The sequence below is a fragment of the Pseudomonas sp. TMW22091 genome (assembly GCF_022496705.1).
Classification (GTDB): Bacteria; Pseudomonadota; Gammaproteobacteria; order Pseudomonadales; family Pseudomonadaceae; genus Aquipseudomonas; species Aquipseudomonas saxonica.
In genome coordinates, this window is the sequence record NZ_SCFI01000001.1 from 747488 (window position 1) to 767606 (window position 20119).

General features: G+C 54.2%; 31 protein-coding genes. 1 reads left to right on the plus strand and 30 read right to left on the minus strand.

Annotation, left to right across the window (positions count from 1 at the left end):
* Positions 1-8: 8 nt before the first annotated feature.
* Positions 9-1400, minus strand: coding sequence for an MFS transporter (locus EQV93_RS03440; RefSeq protein WP_122782084.1), 1392 nt, complete (start codon positions 1398-1400; stop codon positions 9-11).
* Positions 1401-1597: 197 nt separating this feature from the next.
* On the opposite strand from EQV93_RS03440, the gene uvrA reads away from it, so the two are divergent.
* Positions 1598-4432 carry an excinuclease ABC subunit UvrA gene (uvrA, locus tag EQV93_RS03445; RefSeq protein WP_240890884.1) on the plus strand — a complete coding sequence of 945 codons (2835 nt, stop codon included), beginning with the start codon at positions 1598-1600 and terminating at the stop codon, positions 4430-4432.
* A 66-nt stretch (positions 4433-4498) separates the two neighbouring features.
* Here uvrA and bfr read toward each other — a convergent pair whose 3' ends face one another.
* The 29 genes from bfr to rplC all read right to left on the minus strand — a co-directional run bounded on the left by bfr (position 4499) and on the right by rplC (position 20062).
* Positions 4499-4963 carry a bacterioferritin gene (gene bfr / locus EQV93_RS03450; protein ID WP_122782086.1) on the minus strand — a complete coding sequence of 155 codons (465 nt, stop codon included), beginning with the start codon at positions 4961-4963 and terminating at the stop codon, positions 4499-4501.
* A gap of 155 nt (positions 4964-5118) precedes the next feature.
* Positions 5119-6567 (minus strand): catalase, encoded by a 1449-nt coding sequence (locus tag EQV93_RS03455; RefSeq protein ID WP_122782087.1) that lies wholly within the window; start codon positions 6565-6567, stop codon positions 5119-5121.
* A gap of 179 nt (positions 6568-6746) precedes the next feature.
* Complete coding sequence (gene rplQ / locus EQV93_RS03460) at positions 6747-7133, minus strand: 50S ribosomal protein L17 (protein WP_016779185.1); 387 nt, start codon at positions 7131-7133, stop codon at positions 6747-6749.
* 42 nt (positions 7134-7175) lie between these two features.
* Positions 7176-8177 carry a DNA-directed RNA polymerase subunit alpha gene (locus EQV93_RS03465; protein WP_003176403.1) on the minus strand — a complete coding sequence of 334 codons (1002 nt, stop codon included), beginning with the start codon at positions 8175-8177 and terminating at the stop codon, positions 7176-7178.
* 22 nt (positions 8178-8199) lie between these two features.
* Positions 8200-8820, minus strand: a complete 621-nt coding sequence (gene rpsD, locus EQV93_RS03470) for a 30S ribosomal protein S4 (protein ID WP_003444359.1) — start codon at positions 8818-8820, stop codon at positions 8200-8202.
* 18 nt (positions 8821-8838) lie between these two features.
* Positions 8839-9228: a 30S ribosomal protein S11 gene (rpsK, locus tag EQV93_RS03475; RefSeq protein ID WP_007924177.1), complete on the minus strand. Its 390-nt coding sequence runs from the start codon at positions 9226-9228 to the stop codon at positions 8839-8841.
* Between the two features lie 30 nt (positions 9229-9258).
* Positions 9259-9615: a 30S ribosomal protein S13 gene (rpsM, locus tag EQV93_RS03480; protein ID WP_016779184.1), complete on the minus strand. Its 357-nt coding sequence runs from the start codon at positions 9613-9615 to the stop codon at positions 9259-9261.
* A gap of 129 nt (positions 9616-9744) precedes the next feature.
* Positions 9745-9861 (minus strand): 50S ribosomal protein L36, encoded by a 117-nt coding sequence (gene rpmJ / locus EQV93_RS03485; protein ID WP_002555468.1) that lies wholly within the window; start codon positions 9859-9861, stop codon positions 9745-9747.
* Between the two features lie 28 nt (positions 9862-9889).
* On the minus strand, positions 9890-11218 hold the full coding sequence (gene secY, locus EQV93_RS03490; RefSeq protein ID WP_003444361.1) for a preprotein translocase subunit SecY: 1329 nt from the start codon (positions 11216-11218) through the stop codon (positions 9890-9892).
* A complete protein-coding gene (gene rplO / locus EQV93_RS03495; RefSeq protein ID WP_003444362.1) occupies positions 11219-11656 on the minus strand; it encodes a 50S ribosomal protein L15 in 438 nt (145 codons plus the stop codon).
* Between the two features lie 3 nt (positions 11657-11659).
* On the minus strand, positions 11660-11836 hold the full coding sequence (gene rpmD / locus EQV93_RS03500) for a 50S ribosomal protein L30 (protein WP_003444363.1): 177 nt from the start codon (positions 11834-11836) through the stop codon (positions 11660-11662).
* A 2-nt stretch (positions 11837-11838) separates the two neighbouring features.
* The gene (rpsE, locus tag EQV93_RS03505; RefSeq protein ID WP_003186035.1) at positions 11839-12339 is read right to left on the minus strand and encodes a 30S ribosomal protein S5; all 501 of its coding nucleotides are present in this window, start codon (positions 12337-12339) and stop codon (positions 11839-11841) included.
* Between the two features lie 3 nt (positions 12340-12342).
* Positions 12343-12693 (minus strand): 50S ribosomal protein L18, encoded by a 351-nt coding sequence (gene rplR, locus EQV93_RS03510; protein WP_122782088.1) that lies wholly within the window; start codon positions 12691-12693, stop codon positions 12343-12345.
* Positions 12694-12703: 10 nt separating this feature from the next.
* Positions 12704-13237 carry a 50S ribosomal protein L6 gene (rplF, locus tag EQV93_RS03515; RefSeq protein WP_016779180.1) on the minus strand — a complete coding sequence of 178 codons (534 nt, stop codon included), beginning with the start codon at positions 13235-13237 and terminating at the stop codon, positions 12704-12706.
* Positions 13238-13249: 12 nt separating this feature from the next.
* The gene (gene rpsH, locus EQV93_RS03520; protein WP_122782089.1) at positions 13250-13642 is read right to left on the minus strand and encodes a 30S ribosomal protein S8; all 393 of its coding nucleotides are present in this window, start codon (positions 13640-13642) and stop codon (positions 13250-13252) included.
* A gap of 211 nt (positions 13643-13853) precedes the next feature.
* Entirely contained in the window at positions 13854-14159 is a 306-nt protein-coding gene (rpsN, locus tag EQV93_RS03525; protein ID WP_019409906.1) for a 30S ribosomal protein S14, read from the minus strand.
* Between the two features lie 13 nt (positions 14160-14172).
* Complete coding sequence (rplE, locus tag EQV93_RS03530; protein ID WP_003186044.1) at positions 14173-14712, minus strand: 50S ribosomal protein L5; 540 nt, start codon at positions 14710-14712, stop codon at positions 14173-14175.
* Between the two features lie 22 nt (positions 14713-14734).
* Complete coding sequence (gene rplX / locus EQV93_RS03535) at positions 14735-15049, minus strand: 50S ribosomal protein L24 (protein WP_003444369.1); 315 nt, start codon at positions 15047-15049, stop codon at positions 14735-14737.
* 11 nt (positions 15050-15060) lie between these two features.
* Positions 15061-15429: a 50S ribosomal protein L14 gene (gene rplN, locus EQV93_RS03540; protein ID WP_002555479.1), complete on the minus strand. Its 369-nt coding sequence runs from the start codon at positions 15427-15429 to the stop codon at positions 15061-15063.
* Positions 15430-15452: 23 nt separating this feature from the next.
* The gene (gene rpsQ, locus EQV93_RS03545; protein WP_003194644.1) at positions 15453-15719 is read right to left on the minus strand and encodes a 30S ribosomal protein S17; all 267 of its coding nucleotides are present in this window, start codon (positions 15717-15719) and stop codon (positions 15453-15455) included.
* A 2-nt stretch (positions 15720-15721) separates the two neighbouring features.
* Positions 15722-15913, minus strand: coding sequence for a 50S ribosomal protein L29 (rpmC, locus tag EQV93_RS03550; RefSeq protein WP_003444371.1), 192 nt, complete (start codon positions 15911-15913; stop codon positions 15722-15724).
* Complete coding sequence (rplP, locus tag EQV93_RS03555; protein WP_003444372.1) at positions 15913-16326, minus strand: 50S ribosomal protein L16; 414 nt, start codon at positions 16324-16326, stop codon at positions 15913-15915. Before rplP ends, rpmC begins: the two co-directional genes overlap by 1 nt.
* Before the next feature lie 12 nt (positions 16327-16338).
* Positions 16339-17025 carry a 30S ribosomal protein S3 gene (gene rpsC / locus EQV93_RS03560; RefSeq protein WP_003176422.1) on the minus strand — a complete coding sequence of 229 codons (687 nt, stop codon included), beginning with the start codon at positions 17023-17025 and terminating at the stop codon, positions 16339-16341.
* 13 nt (positions 17026-17038) lie between these two features.
* The gene (gene rplV, locus EQV93_RS03565) at positions 17039-17371 is read right to left on the minus strand and encodes a 50S ribosomal protein L22 (protein ID WP_003444373.1); all 333 of its coding nucleotides are present in this window, start codon (positions 17369-17371) and stop codon (positions 17039-17041) included.
* 13 nt (positions 17372-17384) lie between these two features.
* Positions 17385-17660, minus strand: a complete 276-nt coding sequence (gene rpsS / locus EQV93_RS03570; RefSeq protein ID WP_003232420.1) for a 30S ribosomal protein S19 — start codon at positions 17658-17660, stop codon at positions 17385-17387.
* Between the two features lie 16 nt (positions 17661-17676).
* Positions 17677-18501: a 50S ribosomal protein L2 gene (gene rplB / locus EQV93_RS03575; RefSeq protein ID WP_095037963.1), complete on the minus strand. Its 825-nt coding sequence runs from the start codon at positions 18499-18501 to the stop codon at positions 17677-17679.
* A gap of 14 nt (positions 18502-18515) precedes the next feature.
* Complete coding sequence (gene rplW / locus EQV93_RS03580) at positions 18516-18815, minus strand: 50S ribosomal protein L23 (RefSeq protein ID WP_003444375.1); 300 nt, start codon at positions 18813-18815, stop codon at positions 18516-18518.
* Positions 18812-19414, minus strand: coding sequence for a 50S ribosomal protein L4 (gene rplD, locus EQV93_RS03585; protein WP_019409903.1), 603 nt, complete (start codon positions 19412-19414; stop codon positions 18812-18814). Before rplD ends, rplW begins: the two co-directional genes overlap by 4 nt.
* A gap of 12 nt (positions 19415-19426) precedes the next feature.
* Complete coding sequence (rplC, locus tag EQV93_RS03590; protein ID WP_003444377.1) at positions 19427-20062, minus strand: 50S ribosomal protein L3; 636 nt, start codon at positions 20060-20062, stop codon at positions 19427-19429.
* Positions 20063-20119: the final 57 nt, after the last annotated feature.

Here is a 20119-nt window from a genome sequence, read left to right on the forward strand (position 1 = left end):
ACGTTCTCCTAGGCTTCGCACGTCGGCGCTGGGTTAACCAACTGCTCGAGTGTCGCGCGATCCAATAGTTCGGTGTCCAATTTGATATAAATCGCGGCCTCTTCGGCAACGACCACTGCATCTGTAACGCCCGTAACAGCCTTTAAACGCTCAGCCAGACCTGCTTCGCGCAACGCTTCAGGTGACAACGGCAAGCGCAAGCTTGTTACGTAGGGTGGTTCGCGCATGGTAACAGCAAAGGCTAACCAGAGTGCAGCCAGACCTGCGCCTCCCAGGAACACAACCGACAAACCGCCATGCTGGAACAACCAGCCGCCGAGTATGCCGCCCAATGCTGAGCCGAGGAATTGGCTGGTGGAATAAACCCCCATCGCCGTGCCCTTGCCGCCTGCCGGTGACACCTTGCTGATAAGCGAAGGCAATGAAGCTTCCAGCAAGTTGAACGCGGTAAAAAACACCACAGTGCCAATCACCAATGTTCGCAAGCTGTCACCGAACTGCCAAAAGAATAGCTCAGTGAGCATCAACGTACCCACAGCGCCAAGCAAAACTCGTTTCATTTTGCGTTTCTTTTCGCCATAGATGATGAATGGGATCATGGCAAAGAAAGAAATCAGCAACGCGGTCAGGTACACCCACCAGTGTTGCTCTTTGGGCAGGCCGGCCTTTTCAACCAGCGCCAGCGGCAACGCAATAAAGCTGGACATCAACATGGCATGTAACACAAAGATGCCCAGGTCCAGTCGCAGCAGGTCGGGATGACGCAGTGTTGGCAACAGCGCCTGCCTGGCTACGCCGGACTCACGATGCTGCAAGGTGCCGGTTGAGCGCGGCACCATGAACATGACGATCACGATCCCCACCAACGCCATTGCAGCCGTAGCCAGAAACAGGCCGGACAAACCAAAAGCGTTGGTCAGCAGTGGCCCTACCACCATTGCGACAGCAAACGATAAACCAATGGTCATACCAATCATGGCCATGGCTTTGGTGCGGTGCTGTTCGCGGGTCAGGTCTGATAGCAGCGCCATCACTGCTGCGGAGATCGCGCCTGCACCCTGCAGGACTCGTCCAGCGATAACACCCCAGATCGAGTCAGAGTTAGCTGCCAGCACACTGCCGAGAGCGAAGACGATCAAACCAAGGTAGATGACGGGCCGGCGACCGATACGGTCAGAAATGACACCGAAAGGAATCTGAAAAAGCGCCTGAGTCAGACCATAAGCGCCAATGGCCAAGCCAATCAGGGCAGGCGTCGCACCGGCGAGGTCCATCCCGTAGGTCGCCAACACCGGCAATACCATAAACATGCCAAGCATACGGAAGGCGAACACAAGGGCCAGACCACTTGCTGCTCGGGTCTCGCCGCTGCTCATGCGTTCGCTGTGGGGATCGTGCATGGAAAAACCTCATGTGAACCGGCGGCGATTCTACCAGTCCCATCGTGTAACAGCACACACACGAGAGAGGCGCGACGCTTTGTCACGTAAAAGTTATAAATGGCCTTTAATGACATCGTGCCATTAAGGGCCTGCACACTTTTCGCACAGAACCGTATACTCATTCGTTTACGTAATGCCCGCCAAGCGAGGCCGCAGTGGACAAGATCCTGATACGTGGGGCACGAACCCACAACCTGAAGAACATCGACTTGACCCTGCCAAGGGACAAACTGATCGTCATCACCGGACTGTCTGGCTCCGGCAAATCATCCCTGGCGTTTGACACGTTGTACGCCGAAGGCCAGCGCCGTTATGTCGAGTCACTGTCGGCCTATGCCCGGCAATTTCTTTCGATGATGGAAAAGCCTGACGTTGATACGATCGAGGGCTTGTCGCCGGCAATTTCCATCGAACAGAAATCGACGTCGCACAACCCGCGTTCGACAGTCGGCACCATCACTGAAATTTACGATTACCTGCGCCTGTTGTATGCCCGCGTCGGTATCCCGCGCTGCCCGGATCACGATATTCCGCTGGAAGCCCAGACCGTCAGCCAAATGGTTGATTTGGTGCTGGCGCAGCCTGAAGGCAGCAAACTGATGCTGCTGGCCCCGGTGATCCGAGAGCGTAAAGGTGAACACCTTTCGGTCTTTGAAGAGCTGCGAGCTCAGGGGTTCGTGCGCGCTCGCGTTGACGGCAAGTTGTGCGAGCTGGACGAGTTGCCGAAACTCGACAAGCAGAAAAAACACACGATTGATGTGGTGGTCGACCGCTTTAAAGTTCGTGCCGACTTGCAGCAACGCCTCGCAGAATCGTTTGAAACCGCTCTAAAACTGGCTGATGGTATTGCGCTGGTCGCTCCGATGGACGACGAGCCTGGCGAAGAGATGATCTTCTCTGCGCGCTTCGCCTGCCCTATCTGTGGTCACGCGATCAGTGAGTTGGAGCCCAAGCTCTTTTCGTTCAACAACCCTGCGGGTGCCTGCCCGACTTGTGACGGCTTGGGGGTGAAGCAGTTTTTCGATATCAAGCGGCTGGTCAATAGCGAGTTGACGCTTGCCGAAGGCGCCATACGCGGCTGGGATCGACGAAACGTTTATTACTTCCAGATGCTCGGAGCGCTGGCCAAGCATTACGATTTCAGTCTGGAAGTGCCGTTTGGTGAATTGCCTGCCGATAAGCAAAAAGTCATTTTGTATGGCAGCGGCACCCAGAATGTAGATTTTCGCTATCTGAATGATCGCGGCGATATCGTGAAACGTGCGCACCCTTTTGAAGGCATCGTGCCGAACCTTGAGCGGCGTTATCGTGAAACCGAGTCCGCCACTGTACGCGAAGAGCTGGCGAAGTTTTTGAGTACCCAGTCATGCCCTGATTGCCGTGGTACTCGTTTACGCCGCGAGTCCCGTCACGTATGGGTGGGCGAGAAAACACTGCCTGCCGTGACCAGCATGCCTATTGGCGATGCGACCGAATACTTCAGCACCCTGAGCCTGACCGGGCGACGCGGTGAAATCGCGGACAAAATCCTTAAGGAGATCCGCGAACGCCTTCAGTTCCTTGTGAATGTGGGGCTCGATTATCTGTCCCTGGATCGCAGCGCCGATACGTTGTCCGGCGGTGAGGCGCAGCGTATTCGCTTGGCCAGTCAGATCGGCGCGGGCCTGGTCGGCGTGTTGTACATCCTCGATGAGCCCTCGATTGGTCTGCATCAGCGCGACAACGATCGTTTGCTGGGCACGCTCAAACATCTGCGTGATATCGGCAACACCGTGATTGTGGTTGAACACGATGAAGACGCTATTCGCCTGGCGGACTACGTGGTCGATATTGGCCCCGGTGCGGGCGTTCATGGCGGCCATATCGTTGCCCAAGGCACTCCAGCAGAAGTGATGGCGCACCCTGACTCGCTGACAGGCAAGTATTTGTCTGGCCGTGTGAAAATCGCCGTGCCTGCCAAACGTACACCACGCAACAAAAAGCTGACGCTGTCACTCAAAGGTGCGCGCGGCAACAACTTGCGCAACGTGGATCTTGAAATCCCGATTGGCCTGCTGACCTGTGTCACCGGCGTATCGGGGTCGGGTAAATCTACGCTGATCAACAATACGCTTTACCCGCTAAGCGCCACCGCCTTGAACGGCGCGACTACGCTGGAAGCGGCTGCTCACGACAGCATTAAAGGTCTGGAGCATCTGGACAAGGTAGTTGATATCGATCAAAGCCCGATTGGACGCACACCCCGCTCCAACCCGGCGACGTACACCGGCCTGTTTACCCCGATCCGTGAATTGTTTTCAGGCGTGCCTGAGTCTCGGTCGCGGGGCTACGGCCCAGGGCGTTTCTCCTTCAATGTGAAGGGCGGGCGTTGCGAAGCATGTCAGGGTGATGGCTTGATCAAGGTAGAAATGCACTTTCTGCCGGACATCTATGTGCCTTGTGATGTGTGCAAGAGCAAACGCTACAACCGCGAAACCCTGGAAATAAAATACAAGGGCAAGAGCATCCACGAAGTGCTCGAGATGACGATCGAAGAAGCCCGCGCGTTCTTCGACGCTGTACCTGCGCTCGCTCGTAAGCTACAAACGCTCATGGATGTAGGTTTGTCGTATATCAAGCTGGGGCAATCCGCCACGACGCTGTCAGGCGGGGAGGCGCAGCGGGTCAAGCTGTCTCGTGAGCTGTCCAAGCGTGATACCGGCAAGACGTTGTACATCCTTGATGAACCTACAACTGGTCTGCACTTTGCCGACATTCAACAGTTACTGGATGTACTGCATCGCTTGCGTGATCACGGCAATACCGTGGTCGTGATCGAGCACAATCTGGACGTGATCAAAACTGCTGACTGGTTGGTGGATCTTGGGCCGGAAGGTGGCTCCAAGGGTGGTCAGATCATTGCGACGGGTACGCCTGAAGAGGTTGCCGAGATGAAGCAGTCGCATACGGGTTTCTACCTGAAGCCATTGCTGATTCGCGACAAGGCTTAAATTGACCCACGAAAAAGCCCCTGTCACCGAAAGATGTCAGGGGCTTTTTTTTGAGGCTTGAATCGATCAGAGCTGCGACTGGAGGTAGTTCTGCAAACCAATCGATTTGATCAGACCCAGCTGCTTTTCGAGCCAGTAGGTATGGTCTTCTTCCGTATCAGCCAACTGAATACGCAGCATGTCTCGGCTCACGTAGTCCTTGTGCAGCTCACATAACGCGATGCCTTTACAGAGTGCCGCGCGCACCTTGTACTCAAGGCGCAGGTCAGCTGCGAACATCTCGGGCACTGTAGTGCCTACGTCCAGGTCATCGGGGCGCATGCGCGGCGTACCTTCGAGCATCAGAATCCGGCGCATCAACGCATCAGCGTGTTGTGCCTCCTCTTCCATTTCGTGGTTGATACGCTCGTAAAGCTTGGTGAAGCCCCAATCCTCGTACATACGGGAATGGACAAAGTATTGGTCACGTGCAGCCAGCTCACCGGTGAGCAACGTGTTGAGGTAATCGATTACGTCCGGGTGCCCTTGCATCGCCGCACATCTCCCTGCTTGAAAGTCTGTAGTTTGAACCAAGCCGACCGAGAGGTCACGGATCAATCGCAATAAAACATCCAATATGCGTAGAAAATGAGGCTAAATAACGCAAAAACCGCCCAATTGAGGGCGGTTCTGCTTCTCACTTAGAGTTAGTTCCCAGTTACGCCCAGTGCTTTGGCAATGCCTTCGCCATAGGCTTGGTCGGCATTGTAAAAATGCTGCAACTGACGCTCTACGACATCACTTGATACATTGGCCATGGTGCCTGCAATGTTGTTGATCAACAGCGTCTTCTGTTCGTCACTCATTAAACGAAACAGTGCACCGGCATAGCTGTAGTAGTCCGAGTCTTCGCGGTGATCGTAACGATCGGCTGCACCGCTCAACGCCAGTGGCGGCTCTGCAAATTGAGGAGCCTGCTTGGGCGCATCGGCGTAGCTGTTAGGCTCATAGTTAGGTGCAGCGCCGCCGTTGTTACCGTAGGCCATCGAACCATCACGCTGATAGGTGTGCACAGGCACACGTGGCGCGTTGACCGGCAAGTGCTGATGGTTGGTGCCCACACGGTAGCGATGCGCATCTGCATAAGCGAACACCCGCCCTTGCAGCATGCGGTCAGGCGAGAGACCCACACCGGGAATCATGTTGCTTGGGCCAAATGCCGCCTGCTCAACTTCAGCAAAGTAGTTCAACGGGTTGCGGTTCAACTCCAACTCGCCAATTTCGATCAGCGGAAACTCTTTCTGCGACCAGGTTTTGGTCACATCGAACGGGTTGTCATGATGGGACGCAGCTTGCGCTTCGGTCATGACTTGCATGCACACACGCCATTTAGGGAAATCACCGCGCTCTATCGCCTCAAACAAGTCACGCTGAGCATAATCGGGATCGGTGCCTGCCAGACGTGCTGCTTCAGCGGGCGGTAGATTTTTGATCCCTTGTTTGGTCTTGTAGTGCCACTTCACCCAGTGCCGTTCACCCGCCGCATTGATCAGGCTGTAAGTGTGGCTGCCGAAACCGTGCATGTGGCGGTAGCCATCGGGAATCCCGCGATCAGAAAACAGGATCGTGACCTGGTGCAGTGACTCAGGAGAGTGCGACCAGAAGTCCCACATCATTTGCGCACTTTTCAGATTGCTTTGCGGCAGACGTTTTTGGGTGTGGATAAAGTCAGGGAATTTAAGCGGGTCACGGATAAAAAACACCGGAGTGTTGTTACCCACAATGTCCCAGTTCCCTTCTTCGGTGTAGAACTTGATCGCAAAGCCACGTGGGTCTCGCTCGGTGTCAGCGGAGCCGCGCTCGCCACCTACGGTCGAAAATCGCATAAAGGTGGGCGTTTGCTTTCCAACGGTATCAAACAGCTTGGCACTGCTGTACTGCGCAATATCACGGGTCAGGGTGAAGGTGCCATGAGCACCTGAACCTTTGGCGTGCACACGACGCTCGGGAATATTTTCGCGATTAAAGTGCGCGAGCTTCTCAATCAGATGAAAGTCATCGAGCAACAGGGGGCCACGAGGCCCAGCCGATCGCGAGTTCTGGTTGTCAGCAACAGGGGCGCCACTGGCGGTCGTAAGCGTTTTGGTCAGGCTCATGCTAATCCTTCCTCAGTCAGTCTTGATGCTGCCGGCTAATCGGCTGAGGACGAGTATTGACCACGATCTCTAAACGGGCAAATGCATTGAACTTCACAAACCAATAGAAAATAACAATAGCTAAATGACGCGCACAAAAAACCGGGCACTAGGCCCGGTTCTCTGTAGAGACTGACGTCTTACTCAGCGGATACAGCTTCACCGCCAACTGGACGATCAACCAACTCGACGTACGCCATAGGCGCGTTGTCGCCAGCGCGGAAACCGCACTTGAGGATGCGCAGGTAGCCACCCTCACGAGTTGCATAACGCTTGCCCAGATCGTTGAACAGCTTACCAACCATAGCTTTCGAACGAGTACGGTCGAAAGCCAGACGGCGGTTAGCAACAGAATCAATCTTGGCCAGAGTAATCAGCGGCTCAGCAACGCGACGCAATTCTTTGGCTTTCGGCAGAGTCGTTTTGATCAGCTCGTGCTCGAACAACGACACTGCCATGTTTTGAAACATAGCCTTGCGGTGCGAGCTAGTGCGGCTCAGGTGACGACCACTTTTACGATGACGCATGGTTCATTCCTTACCAAACACAACGTTCGGTGATTACGACGATCAGGCAGTCGCCTTGTCGTCCTTCTTAAGACTTGCAGGCGGCCAGTTGTCGAGGCGCATGCCGAGGGACAGACCACGGGAGGCCAGAACGTCCTTGATTTCAGTCAAGGATTTCTTGCCCAGGTTCGGAGTCTTCAACAGTTCTACTTCGGTGCGCTGAATCAGGTCACCGATGTAGTAAATGTTCTCCGCCTTAAGGCAGTTGGCCGAACGCACGGTCAGTTCCAGATCGTCAACCGGACGAAGCAGGATCGGATCGATCTCGTCTTCCTGTTCGATAACCACTGGCTCGCTGTCACCTTTGAGGTCGACGAATGCAGCCAACTGCTGTTGCAGAATGGTTGCAGCACGACGGATAGCCTCTTCAGGATCCAGGGTACCGTTGGTCTCCAGATCAATAACCAGCTTGTCCAGGTTAGTACGCTGTTCGACACGGGCGTTTTCCACCACGTATGCGATACGGCGAACCGGGCTGAACGAAGAGTCAAGCTGCAAGCGACCAATGCTGCGGCTTTCATCTTCATCGCTCTGACGCGAGTCTGCTGGTTCATAACCACGACCACGAGCTACGGTGAGCTTCATGTTCAAGGCGCCGTTAGACGCCAGGTTGGCGATTACGTGATCGGGATTAACGATCTCGACATCATGATCCAGCTGAATATCGGCAGCGGTAACCACCCCCGAACCCTTCTTCGACAAGGTCAGCGTAACTTCGTCACGGCCGTGCAGCTTGATAGCCAGACCTTTAAGGTTCAACAGGATTTCAATTACGTCTTCCTGTACACCTTCGATGGCGCTGTACTCGTGGAGCACACCATCAATCTCGGCCTCGACTACTGCACAGCCTGGCATTGAGGACAACAGGATGCGTCGCAGCGCGTTGCCCAGGGTGTGGCCAAAACCACGCTCGAGAGGCTCGAGAGTGATTTTAGCGCGGGTTGGACTGACAACTTGCACATCAATATGGCGAGGTGTCAGGAACTCATTTACCGAAATCTGCATGGATGCACCTATTTTCTAGCCCTTACTTGGAGTAGAGCTCGACAATCAGGCTTTCGTTGATGTCGGCGGACAGATCACTGCGAGCAGGAACGTTCTTGAAAACGCCCGACTTCTTCTCAGTGTCTACTTCTACCCATTCTACGCGGCCACGTTGGGCACACAGATCGAGAGCTTGGACAATGCGAAGCTGGTTCTTTGCTTTCTCGCGGATAGCGACCACGTCACCAGCACGAACCTGGTAGGACGGAACGTTTACGGTTTGACCGTTAACGCTGATCGACTTGTGCGATACCAACTGACGAGATTCGGCACGAGTAGAACCGAAACCCATACGGTATACGACGTTATCCAGGCGGCATTCGAGCAGTTGCAGCAGGTTTTCACCGGTTGCACCTTTTTTGCCAGCAGCTTGTTTGTAGTAGCCGCTGAACTGACGCTCGAGAACGCCGTAGATACGACGGACCTTCTGCTTTTCACGCAGTTGGGTACCGTAGTCGGATTGGCGACCGCGGCGTTGGCCGTGGATGCCTGGAGCAGCTTCAATATTGCACTTCGATTCGATAGCGCGCACACCACTCTTCAGGAAGAGATCGGTGCCTTCACGACGTGCCAGTTTGCATTTTGGACCAATGTAACGAGCCATTCTTTACAGTCTCCTGGATTACACGCGGCGCTTCTTCGGCGGACGGCACCCGTTGTGCGGGATAGGCGTCACGTCGGTGATGCTGGCGATCTTATAGCCACAGCCGTTCAAAGCACGGACAGCGGACTCACGACCTGGACCTGGGCCCTTAACGTTAACGTCAAGGTTTTTCAGGCCATATTCCAGCGCAGCTTGACCAGCACGTTCAGCAGCTACTTGAGCAGCGAACGGGGTGGACTTGCGAGAACCGCGGAAACCCGAACCACCGGAGGTTGCCCAAGAAAGCGCATTACCCTGACGGTCGGTGATGGTCACGATGGTGTTGTTGAAAGACGCGTGGATGTGGGCGATGCCATCAACCACTGTCTTTTTAATTTTCTTACGAGGACGAGCAGCAGGTTTTGCCATGACTAAATTCCTGTCGATTCGCTGGTGCGATTACTTGCGGATCGGCTTACGCGGACCTTTGCGAGTACGCGCGTTGGTCTTGGTACGCTGACCGCGTACTGGAAGACCACGACGATGGCGCAGACCGCGGTAGCAGCCCAAGTCCATCAAGCGTTTGATTTTCATGTTGACTTCACGACGCAGGTCACCTTCAGTGGTGAACTTCGCCACTTCGCCACGCAGCAACTCAATCTGCTCGTCGCTCAGATCCTTGATCTTAGCGGCTGGGTTTACACCAGCATCCGCACAGATTTTCTGTGAGGTAGTGCGACCAACACCATAGATGTAGGTCAGCGAGATAACAGTGTGCTTGTTATCTGGAATGTTAACGCCTGCAATACGGGCCATTCAGTGGGACTCCAATTGACAGCTACCTACGCCCCGGAAGCCAAGAAATAGGGCGCGAGATAATATCGCTGTAATAACAAATAATCAACCCAGCAGCGCACTAGCTGCTGGGCTTCAAACAGATCACACTCAGCCTTGGCGCTGTTTGTGACGTGGTTCCGCGCTGCAAATTACTCGAACAACACCTTCGCGGCGAATAATCTTGCAGTTACGGCACAGCTTTTTCACCGATGCACGAACTTTCATCACCAACTCCTATCACCTTATGGACACTTCAGCGAAGCATTCCGCTGCCGTAGCCCTTCAGGTTGGCTTTCTTCATCAGGGATTCGTACTGGTGTGAAACGAGGTGCGATTGTACTTGGGACATGAAGTCCATAACAACCACGACAACGATCAGCAACGAGGTCCCGCCAAGGTAGAACGGAACGTTTGCTGCAACCACCAGGAACTGGGGCAACAAGCACACGGCCGTCATATAAAGAGCACCGAACAGAGTCAAACGAGTCAAAACGCCATCAATATAGCGTGCCGACTGCTCACCTGGACGGATACCCGGAATAAAGGCACCGGACTTCTTCAGGTTTTCCGCTACGTCTTTCGGATTGAACATCAACGCCGTATAGAAGAAGCAGAAGAAAATAATCCCTGCACTAAACAGCAGAATATTCAACGGCTGACCAGGAGCGATCGACTGCGAGATGTCCTGCAACCAGCCCATACCTTCAGACTGACCGAACCAGGCACCCAGCGAAGCCGGGAACAGCAAAATGCTGCTCGCAAAAATAGCCGGAATAACACCGGCCATATTCACTTTCAGCGGTAGGTGGCTCGTCTGTGCAGCAAACACCTTGCGGCCCTGCTGACGCTTGGCGTAGTGAACAGCAATACGACGCTGGCCACGCTCAATGAACACCACAAAACCGATAATCGCTACTGCCAGCAAACCGATAGCAACCAGAGCGAAGATATTGATATCACCCTGACGCGCAGACTCGAAAGACTGCCCTATTGCTCTCGGAAGACCGGCGACGATACCCGAAAAAATCAACATCGAGATACCGTTGCCAACTCCGCGCTCAGTAATCTGCTCACCCAGCCACATCATGAACATTGCACCTGCCACAAACGTGGTAACTGCAACGAAATGGAAGCCTAGATCACCAGTGAACGCGACGCCCTGCCCTGCCAAACCAATGGACATGCCAATGGCCTGGACAAGAGCAAGAGCGACAGTGAGGTAGCGGGTGTACTGGCTTATCTTGCGACGACCAGCTTCACCTTCCTTCTTCAACTGCTCCAGCTGTGGGCTGACAGCGGACATAAGCTGCATGATGATCGATGCCGAAATGTACGGCATGATCCCCAGCGCAAAAATACTCATCCGCTCCAGCGCACCGCCGGAAAACATGTTGAACAAGCTAAGTATGGTCCCCTCATTCTGTCGAAACAGGTCCGCTAGCCGGTCCGGGTTGATACCTGGAACTGGGATGTGTGCGCCTATTCGGTAGACGATAATCGCCAAGAATAGAAATCGCAGACGAGCCCAGAGCTCGGACAACCCGCCTTTGCTGAGCGCTGAGAGAGCACCTTGCTTAGCCATTTATTCCTCGAACTTGCCGCCAGCTGCTTCGATAGCCGAACGCGCACCTTTGGTGGCGCCGATTCCCTTGCCGATTGTGACAGCGCGAGTAACTTCACCGGACAGCATGATTTTCACACGCAGTACGTTGACGTTGATCACGTTGGCATCTTTCAGGGTCTGCACAGTAACGATGTCGCCTTCCACTTTAGCCAGCTCGGACAAACGCACTTCTGCGCGATCCATGGCTTTCAGGGAAACGAAACCGAACTTAGGCAGACGGCGATGCAGCGGCTGTTGACCGCCTTCAAAGCCTGGAGCAATAGTGCCACCGGAGCGGGAGGACTGACCTTTGTGACCACGGCCACCAGTCTTACCCAAACCACTACCGATACCACGGCCCGGACGATGCTTTTCGCGACGGGAACCCGGCGCTGGACTCAGATCATTGAGTTTCATCGATTAACCCTCTACACGCAGCATGTAGTAAGCCTTGTTGATCATCCCGCGATTCTCGGGAGTATCAAGTACTTCTACAGTGTGACCGATGCGACGCAGACCCAGACCCTTAATGCACAGTTTGTGATTAGGGATGCGGCCGGTCATGCTTTTGATCAGCGTTACTTTAACGGTAGCCATGATCAGAAGATCTCCTTAACGCTTTTGCCACGCTTAGCGGCAATAGACTCAGGAGACTGCATAGCTTTCAAACCTTTGAAAGTGGCGTGAACCACGTTTACCGGGTTAGTCGAGCCGTAGCACTTGGCCAGTACGTTCTGAACACCAGCAACTTCGAGGACAGCACGCATAGCGCCGCCAGCGATGATACCGGTACCTTCAGAAGCAGGCTGCATGTAAACCTTGGAAGCGCCGTGGGCGGATTTCATGGCGTACTGCAGAGTGGTGCCGTTCAGGTCCACTTGAATCATGTTGCGGCGAGCAGCTTCCATTGCCTTCTGGATCGCAGCAGGCACTTCACGTGACTTGCCACGGCCGAAGCCAACGCGCCCTTTACCATCACCAACCACGGTCAACGCGGTGAAAGTGAAGATACGGCCGCCTTTAACGGTTTTGGCTACGCGGTTAACTTGAACCAGCTTCTCAATGTAGCCTTCGTCGCGCTTTTGGTCGTTATTTGACATAACTTAGAACTCCAGCCCAGCTTCACGAGCAGCCTCAGCCAGCGCTTTCACGCGGCCGTGGTACTTGAAGCCAGAGCGGTCGAAAGCCACCTGCGAGACGCCAGCGGCTTTTGCACGCGTAGCGACCAGCTGGCCAACCTTTGTGGCCGCGTCGATGTTGCCAGTGGCACCATCACGCAGTTCTTTGTCCAAAGTCGAGGCGCTTGCCAAGACTTTGCTGCCGTCGGCCGAGATGACCTGGGCGTATATATGCTGAGACGAGCGGAACACGCAGAGACGCACGACTTCGAGTTCGTGCATTTTCAGACGTGCTTTGCGAGCGCGACGCAGTCGAGTAACTTTTTTGTCGGTCATTTGCTATGCCCTACTTCTTCTTGGCTTCTTTACGACGGACGACTTCGTCCGCGTAACGTACACCCTTACCTTTATAAGGCTCTGGTGGACGGAAACCGCGGATCTCAGCGGCCACCTGACCTACCAGTTGCTTATCGATACCCTTGATCAGGATGTCGGTTTGGCTTGGGGTCTCAGCGGTGATGCCTTCCGGCAATTCGTAATCCACTGGGTGCGAGAAGCCAAGAGCCAGGTTCAGCACTGTGCCTTTTGCTTGCGCTTTGTAACCAACACCGACCAGCTGGAGCTTGCGCTCGAAGCCTTGGCTTACGCCTTGGACCATGTTGTTTACCAACGCACGAGTGGTACCAGCCATTGCACGTGTTTGTTGATCGCCATTGCGAGCAGCGAAACGCAGCTCACCAGCTTCTTCAACAATTTCAACGGACGAATGGATGTTCAGTTCTAGAGTGCCCTTGGCACCCTTCACCGAAAGCTGTTGGCCGGCGAATTTTACTTCGACACCAGCTGGCAGCTTAACGGGGTTCTTAGCGACGCGTGACATGCTTATCCCCCCTTAGAACACAGTGCAAAGAACTTCGCCGCCGACACCGGCAGCGCGCGCAGCACGATCCGTCATCACACCTTTGTTGGTGGAGACGATAGACACACCAAGACCGCCACGAACTTTCGGCAGATCATCAGAGGACTTGTACTGACGCAGGCCTGGACGGCTAACGCGCTTAACTTCTTCGATAACCGGACGGCCTTCGAAGTACTTCAGCTCGATAGACAGCAGAGGTTTTGTTTCGCTGCTGATCTGATAATCCGCGATGTAACCTTCGTCTTTAAGAACTTTGGCTACAGCTACCTTCAACGTGGAAGACGGCATGCTTACGACGGACTTTTCAGCCATCTGGGCATTACGGATTCGAGTTAGCATGTCCGCTAACGGGTCCTGCATACTCATGGGCTAGATGCTCCTGATACAAAAAAAATTAGCCTTGCGGCTACAACTTTCGCCGAGTACTCAATGCTCAAAAAGCACGGGCTCAGGCGAGCCGGTCATTCTAGACACACGTCAGAAATGAATCAAGCCCCAATAGGGGCTTGATTCATATTCAAGGTCACCGGCTGTCAGGATCTTGAGACCCTGGCAGCGATAACTTTGCCTGTGCGCCTTACCAGCTGGCTTTAACCAGACCTGGTACGTCGCCACGCATTGCTGCTTCACGCAATTTGTTACGGCCCAGGCCGAACTTGCGGTAAACACCATGCGGACGGCCAGTCAGGCGGCAGCGGTTACGCATGCGCGCAGCGCTTGCGTCACGTGGCTGCTTCTGCAGAGCAACTTGAGCTTCCCAACGGGCTTCTGGACTTGCGTTCAGATCCACGATGATAGCTTTCAGCTCAGCACGCTTCTTGGCGAACTTGGCAACCGTGAGCTGACGTTTCAGCTCGCGGTTTTTCATGCTCATCTTAGCCATGGTCCTACTCCAATCAGTTGCGGAACGGGAATTTGAAAGCACGCAGCAAGGCGCGACCTTCATCATCTGTCCGAGCAGTGGTGGTCAGGGTAATGTCCAGACCGCGGAGGGCATCGATTTTGTCGTAGTCGATTTCCGGGAAGATGATCTGCTCTTTTACGCCCATGCTGTAGTTACCACGACCATCGAAGGACTTGGCATTCAGGCCGCGGAAGTCGCGTACCCGAGGCAGGGAGATCGACAGCAGACGATCCAGGAATTCGTACATACGCTCACGGCGCAGAGTTACTTTGACGCCGATCGGCCAGCCTTCGCGAACTTTAAAGCCTGCGATGGACTTGCGAGCGTAGGTCACAACAACTTTTTGACCAGTGATCTTTTCCAAATCAGCTACAGCGTGCTCGATGACTTTTTTGTCACCGATCGCTTCGCCCAAACCCATGTTCAGGGTGATTTTGGTAACGCGCGGAACTTCCATCACGTTCGAAAGCTTAAGTTCTTCCTTAAGTTTCGGAGCGATTTCCTTCCGGTAAATCTCTTTTAGTCGTGCCATGGTCTTATCTACCTAGCAGTGTTCAAGCATCAACCGCTTTTTGGGTCGACTTGAAGACACGAATTTTTTTGCCTTCTTCTACTTTGAAACCAACGCGGTCAGCCTTGTTGGTTTCGCCGTTGAAAATGGCTACGTTAGAAGCGTCCAGTGGAGCTTCTTTCTCGACGATACCGCCTTGTACGCCCGACATCGGGTTAGGCTTGGTATGACGCTTTACCAGGTTCAGACCGCCAATAACCAGACGGTTGTTAGCGAGAACCTTAAGCACCTTACCGCGCTTACCTTTGTCTTTGCCGGCGATCACGATGATCTCGTCGTCACGACGAATCTTTTGCATGTCGGATCTCCTTACAGCACTTCTGGGGCGAGCGAGACGATCTTCATGAACTTCTCAGTACGAAGTTCACGGGTCACTGGCCCAAAGATACGGGTGCCGATCGGCTCTTGCTTGTTGTTCAGAAGAACAGCAGCGTTGCCATCAAAGCGGATAATGGAGCCATCAGCACGACGTACGCCGTGACGAGTGCGGACTACAACAGCAGTCATCACTTGGCCTTTTTTCACTTTACCGCGAGGAATTGCTTCCTTCACGGTAACTTTGATGATGTCACCGATACCAGCGTAACGACGATGGGAGCCACCCAGCACCTTGATGCACATAACGCGGCGTGCGCCGCTGTTATCGGCCACATCGAGCATGGATTGAGTCTGAATCATATAATTTCTCCGACCCCTAGTCCTTAGACTTCCACAGCGCGTTCGAGAACATCAACCAATGCCCAAGACTTAGTCTTGGCCATCGGACGAGTTTCACGAATAGTGACTTTGTCGCCGATGTGGCACTGATTGGTTTCGTCGTGCGCGTGCAGCTTAGTCGAACGCTTAACGTATTTACCGTAGATCGGGTGCTTAACGCGACGCTCGATCAGAACGGTGATGGTTTTGTCCATCTTGTCGCTGACAACACGGCCAGTCAGCGTACGGACAGTTTTTTCGGCTTCAGCCATGATTACTTACCTGCCTGCTGTTTGAGCACAGTCTTCACGCGAGCAATGTCACGCTTAACTTGCGAGAGCAGATGCGACTGCCCCAACTGGCCAGTTGCTTTCTGCATACGCAGATTGAACTGGTCGCGCAGCAAGCCGAGCAGTTGCTCGTTCAGCTGCTGTGCGGATTTTTCACGAAGTTCATTCGCTTTCATCACATCACCGTCCGTTTAACAAAGGAGGTGGCGAGCGGCAGCTTTGCAGCAGCCAGGGCGAAAGCCTCACGCGCCAGCTCTTCAGTAACACCCTCGATTTCATACAGGACTTTGCCTGGCTGAATCTGGGCAACCCAATATTCCACGTTACCCTTACCTTTACCCATCCGAACTTCGAGTGGCTTTTTGGTTACAGGCTTGTCCGGGAATACACGGATCCAGATCTTGCCGCCACGTTTAACGTGACGGGTCAGTGCACGACGCGCTGACTCGATCTGACGAGCGGTGAGACGACCACGAGCAACAGACTTCAGCGCATATTCGCCGAAGCTGACTTTGCTACCGCGCAATGCCAAGCCACGGTTGTGGCCAGTCATCTGCTTGCGGAACTTCGTACGCTTAGGTTGTAACATTTGGCGTACCCCTTACTTAGCAGCTTTTTTACGAGGCGCTGGTGCTTGTGGCTTCAGTTCTTCTTGGCGACCACCAATTACTTCGCCTTTGAAGATCCAAACCTTTACACCGATCACACCGTAAGTGGTGTGAGCTTCGTAGTTGGCATAGTCGATGTCGGCACGCAGGGTGTGCAATGGCACACGACCTTCGCGATACCATTCAGTACGTGCAATTTCAGCACCGCCGAGACGACCGCTCACTTGGATTTTGATGCCTTTGGCACCAATGCGCATAGCGTTCTGTACAGCGCGTTTCATCGCGCGACGGAACATTACACGACGCTCCAGCTGCTGAGCTACGCTCTGCGCAACCAGCATACCGTCGAGTTCCGGCTTGCGGATCTCTTCGATATTGATGTGCACAGGCACACCCATTTGCTTGGTCAGGTCCTGACGCAGTTTCTCAACATCTTCACCTTTCTTCCCGATAACAATACCTGGACGAGCAGTGTGGATGGTGATGCGTGCAGTTTGGGCCGGACGATGGATATCGATACGGCTTACGGACGCGCTTTTTAGTTTGTCTTGGAGGTATTCACGCACCTTCAGATCTGCGAACAAGTAGTCCGCATAAGTCCGACCGTCTGCGTACCAGACGGAGGTGTGCTCCTTGACGATTCCCAGGCGAATGCCAATGGGATGTACTTTCTGACCCATCTCTTCGACTCCGTTACTTGTCAGCAACCTTGACAGTGATATGGCAAGACCGCTTGACGATGCGATCAGCGCGGCCTTTGGCACGCGGCATGATGCGCTTCAGCGAACGCCCTTCGTTGACGAAAACGGTGGCGACTTTAAGGTCGTCAACGTCTGCGCCTTCGTTATGCTCGGCGTTGGCTACGGCCGACTCCAGCACTTTCTTGATGATCTCGGCGGCTTTCTTGTTGCTGAAAGCCAACAGGTTGAGCGCTTCGCCCACCTTCTTCCCGCGGATCTGGTCGGCGACCAAGCGGGCTTTCTGGGCGGAGATTCGAGCGCCCGACAACTTAGCGGCTACTTCCATCGTTCCTTACCCCTTAACGCTTGGCTTTCTTGTCTGCCACGTGCCCACGATAAGTGCGGGTACCGGCAAACTCGCCTAGTTTATGGCCAACCATGTCTTCGTTCACGAGAACTGGGACATGAAGACGACCGTTATGCACAGCGATGGTCAGACCGACCATTTGTGGCAGGATCATCGAACGACGCGACCAGGTTTTCACCGGTTTGCGATCGTTCTTTTCCGCCGCCACTTCGATCTTCTTCAGTAGGTGAAGATCAATAAAAGGACCTTTTTTCAGAGAACGTGGCACTGTCGTATCCCTCTATTTACTTGCGACGACGGACGATCATTTTGTCGGTACGCTTATTACCACGAGTCTTCGCGCCCTTAGTCGGGAAGCCCCATGGCGATACCGGATGACGACCACCAGAGGTACGACCTTCACCACCACCATGTGGGTGGTCAACCGGGTTCATGGCAACACCACGAACGGTTGGGCGAACGCCACGCCAGCGTTTGGCACCAGCTTTACCCAGCGAACGCAGGCTGTGCTCGGAGTTCGAGACTTCGCCCAGCGTTGCACGGCATTCAGCCAATACTTTACGCATTTCACCGGAACGCAGACGCAGGGTCACGTAGACACCATCACGAGCGACCAGCTGAGCCGAAGCACCAGCGGAACGAGCGATCTGTGCGCCTTTGCCCGGCTTCAATTCGATGCCGTGTACGGTGCTACCAACTGGAATGCTGCGCAGCTGCAACTGGTTGCCTGGCTTGATCGGAGCCAAAGCACCCGAAATCAGCTGGTCGCCAGCGCTCACGCCTTTAGGGGCGATGATGTAACGGCGTTCGCCGTCTGCGTACAACATAAGAGCAATGTGAGCAGTACGGTTTGGATCGTATTCGATACGCTCAACAGTGGCTGGAATGCCATCTTTGTCGTTGCGACGGAAGTCGACCATACGGTAATGCTGTTTATGACCACCACCGATGTGACGAGTGGTAATACGGCCATTGTTGTTACGACCACCAGTCTTCGATTTTTTCTCGAGCAGCGGTGCGTGAGGAGCGCCTTTATGCAGCTCCTGGTTGACCACCTTGACCACATGACGGCGGCCAGGGGAAGTCGGTTTGCATTTAACGATTGCCATGATGCACCCCTTCCTTACTCAGCACTGCTGCTGAAATCGAGATCTTGGCCTGGCTGAAGGGAGATTACTGCCTTCTTCCAGTCATTACGCTTGCCCACGCCGCGAGCGGTGCGCTTGCTCTTACCCAGAACATTCAGGGTAGTAACACGCTCAACTTTCACGCTGAACAGGCTTTCGACGGCCTTCTTGATTTCCAGCTTGGTTGCATCAGTAGCAACCTTGAAAACGAACTGGCCTTTCTTGTCTGCCAGAACCGTAGCCTTCTCGGAAACGTGCGGGCCAAGCAGAACTTTAAATACGCGTTCCTGGTTCATCCCAGCAGCTCCTCGAATTTCTTCACGGCCGACACGGTGATCAACACCTTGTCGTATGCGATCAGACTAACTGGATCGGAACCTTGCACGTCACGAACATCAACGTGTGGCAGGTTACGAGCAGCCAGGTACAGGTTCTGATCAACAACTTCAGACACGATCAGAACGTCTGTCAGACCCATGCCAGTCAGTTTGTTCAGCAGATCTTTGGTTTTCGGCGCTTCAACAGCGAAGTCCTGAACCACGACCAGACGATCAGTACGCACCAGCTCAGCAAGGATGGAACGCATTGCTGCGCGATACATCTTCTTGTTCAGCTTCTGAGAGTGATCTTGTGGGCGAGCTGCGAAAGTAGTACCACCGCCGCGCCAGATTGGGCTACGGATAGTACCGGCACGAGCACGGCCAGTACCTTTCTGACGCCAAGGGCGCTTACCGCCACCACGAACGTCGGAACGGGTTTTTTGCTGCTTGCTACCTTGACGGCCGCCGGCCATGTAGGCCACGACTGCTTGGTGAACCAGCGTCTCATTGAACTCGCCGCCGAATGTCAGTTCGGAAACTTCGATCGCTTGAGCGTCATTTACATTTAATTGCATGTCAGCTTCCCCTTAACCGCGAGCCTTGGCCGCCGGACGTACAACCAGGTTGCCGCCAGTAGCGCCAGGAACAGCACCCTTGACCAACAACAGATTGCGTTCAGCGTCGACGCGCACTACTTCGAGGGACTGCACGGTCACGCGCTCAGCGCCCATATGACCGGACATTTTTTTGCCCTTGAATACACGACCAGGAGTCTGGCACTGGCCAATAGAGCCCGGGACGCGGTGGGAAACGGAGTTACCGTGAGTGTTATCTTGGCCACGGAAATTCCAACGCTTGATCGTACCCTGGAAGCCTTTACCTTTGGACTGACCGGTCACATCGACCATCTGACCTGCGGTGAAGATTTCAGCGTTGATCAGATCGCCTGCCTGGTACTCGCCTTCTTCAAGGCGGAATTCCATTACGGTACGACCAGCAGCAACGTTTGCTTTAGCGAAGTGACCCGCTTGAGCAGCTGTTACGCGCGAAGCGCGACGCTCGCCGACAGTGACTTGCACTGCACGATAGCCATCGGTTTCTTCAGTTTTGAACTGGGTGACGCGATTCGGCTCGATCTCAATGACCGTGACCGGAATGGAGACACCTTCTTCGGTGAAAATACGGGTCATACCGCATTTACGACCGACTACACCAATAGTCATGTTGTAAACCTCATGAGTGTACGGGGCTTTCACCCGCTATGGCCGCCCATTTCAGAG

Excerpts from the sequence above, each read along its gene's own strand:
- EQV93_RS03440 (WP_122782084.1), bottom strand. The coding sequence starts at position 1,400 with ATGCACGATCCCCACAGCGAACGCATGAGCAGCGGCGAGACCCGAGCA.
- bfr (WP_122782086.1), bottom strand. The coding sequence starts at position 4,963 with ATGCAAGGGCACCCGGACGTAATCGATTACCTCAACACGTTGCTCACC.
- EQV93_RS03455 (WP_122782087.1), bottom strand. The coding sequence starts at position 6,567 with ATGAGCCTGACCAAAACGCTTACGACCGCCAGTGGCGCCCCTGTTGCT.
- rplQ (WP_016779185.1), bottom strand. The coding sequence starts at position 7,133 with ATGCGTCATCGTAAAAGTGGTCGTCACCTGAGCCGCACTAGCTCGCAC.
- EQV93_RS03465 (WP_003176403.1), bottom strand. The coding sequence starts at position 8,177 with ATGCAGATTTCGGTAAATGAGTTCCTGACACCTCGCCATATTGATGTG.
- rpsD (WP_003444359.1), bottom strand. The coding sequence starts at position 8,820 with ATGGCTCGTTACATTGGTCCAAAATGCAAACTGGCACGTCGTGAAGGC.
- rpsK (WP_007924177.1), bottom strand. The coding sequence starts at position 9,228 with ATGGCAAAACCTGCTGCTCGTCCTCGTAAGAAAATTAAAAAGACAGTG.
- rpsM (WP_016779184.1), bottom strand. The coding sequence starts at position 9,615 with ATGGCCCGTATTGCAGGCGTTAACATTCCAGATAACAAGCACACTGTT.
- rpmJ (WP_002555468.1), bottom strand. The coding sequence starts at position 9,861 with ATGAAAGTTCGTGCATCGGTGAAAAAGCTGTGCCGTAACTGCAAGATT.
- secY (WP_003444361.1), bottom strand. The coding sequence starts at position 11,218 with ATGGCTAAGCAAGGTGCTCTCTCAGCGCTCAGCAAAGGCGGGTTGTCC.
- rplO (WP_003444362.1), bottom strand. The coding sequence starts at position 11,656 with ATGAAACTCAATGATCTGAGTCCAGCGCCGGGTTCCCGTCGCGAAAAG.
- rpmD (WP_003444363.1), bottom strand. The coding sequence starts at position 11,836 with ATGGCTACCGTTAAAGTAACGCTGATCAAAAGCATGACCGGCCGCATC.
- rpsE (WP_003186035.1), bottom strand. The coding sequence starts at position 12,339 with ATGTCAAATAACGACCAAAAGCGCGACGAAGGCTACATTGAGAAGCTG.
- rplR (WP_122782088.1), bottom strand. The coding sequence starts at position 12,693 with ATGACCGACAAAAAAGTTACTCGACTGCGTCGCGCTCGCAAAGCACGT.
- rplF (WP_016779180.1), bottom strand. The coding sequence starts at position 13,237 with ATGTCACGCGTCGCTAAGAACCCCGTTAAGCTGCCAGCTGGTGTCGAA.
- rpsH (WP_122782089.1), bottom strand. The coding sequence starts at position 13,642 with ATGAGTATGCAGGACCCGTTAGCGGACATGCTAACTCGAATCCGTAAT.
- rpsN (WP_019409906.1), bottom strand. The coding sequence starts at position 14,159 with ATGGCTAAGATGAGCATGAAAAACCGCGAGCTGAAACGTCAGCTCACG.
- rplE (WP_003186044.1), bottom strand. The coding sequence starts at position 14,712 with ATGGCACGACTAAAAGAGATTTACCGGAAGGAAATCGCTCCGAAACTT.
- rplX (WP_003444369.1), bottom strand. The coding sequence starts at position 15,049 with ATGCAAAAGATTCGTCGTGACGACGAGATCATCGTGATCGCCGGCAAA.
- rplN (WP_002555479.1), bottom strand. The coding sequence starts at position 15,429 with ATGATTCAGACTCAATCCATGCTCGATGTGGCCGATAACAGCGGCGCA.
- rpsQ (WP_003194644.1), bottom strand. The coding sequence starts at position 15,719 with ATGGCTGAAGCCGAAAAAACTGTCCGTACGCTGACTGGCCGTGTTGTC.
- rpmC (WP_003444371.1), bottom strand. The coding sequence starts at position 15,913 with ATGAAAGCGAATGAACTTCGTGAAAAATCCGCACAGCAGCTGAACGAG.
- rplP (WP_003444372.1), bottom strand. The coding sequence starts at position 16,326 with ATGTTACAACCTAAGCGTACGAAGTTCCGCAAGCAGATGACTGGCCAC.
- rpsC (WP_003176422.1), bottom strand. The coding sequence starts at position 17,025 with ATGGGTCAGAAAGTACATCCCATTGGCATTCGCCTGGGAATCGTCAAG.
- rplV (WP_003444373.1), bottom strand. The coding sequence starts at position 17,371 with ATGGAAGTAGCCGCTAAGTTGTCGGGCGCTCGAATCTCCGCCCAGAAA.
- rplB (WP_095037963.1), bottom strand. The coding sequence starts at position 18,501 with ATGGCAATCGTTAAATGCAAACCGACTTCCCCTGGCCGCCGTCATGTG.
- rplW (WP_003444375.1), bottom strand. The coding sequence starts at position 18,815 with ATGAACCAGGAACGCGTATTTAAAGTTCTGCTTGGCCCGCACGTTTCC.
- rplD (WP_019409903.1), bottom strand. The coding sequence starts at position 19,414 with ATGCAATTAAATGTAAATGACGCTCAAGCGATCGAAGTTTCCGAACTG.
- rplC (WP_003444377.1), bottom strand. The coding sequence starts at position 20,062 with ATGACTATTGGTGTAGTCGGTCGTAAATGCGGTATGACCCGTATTTTC.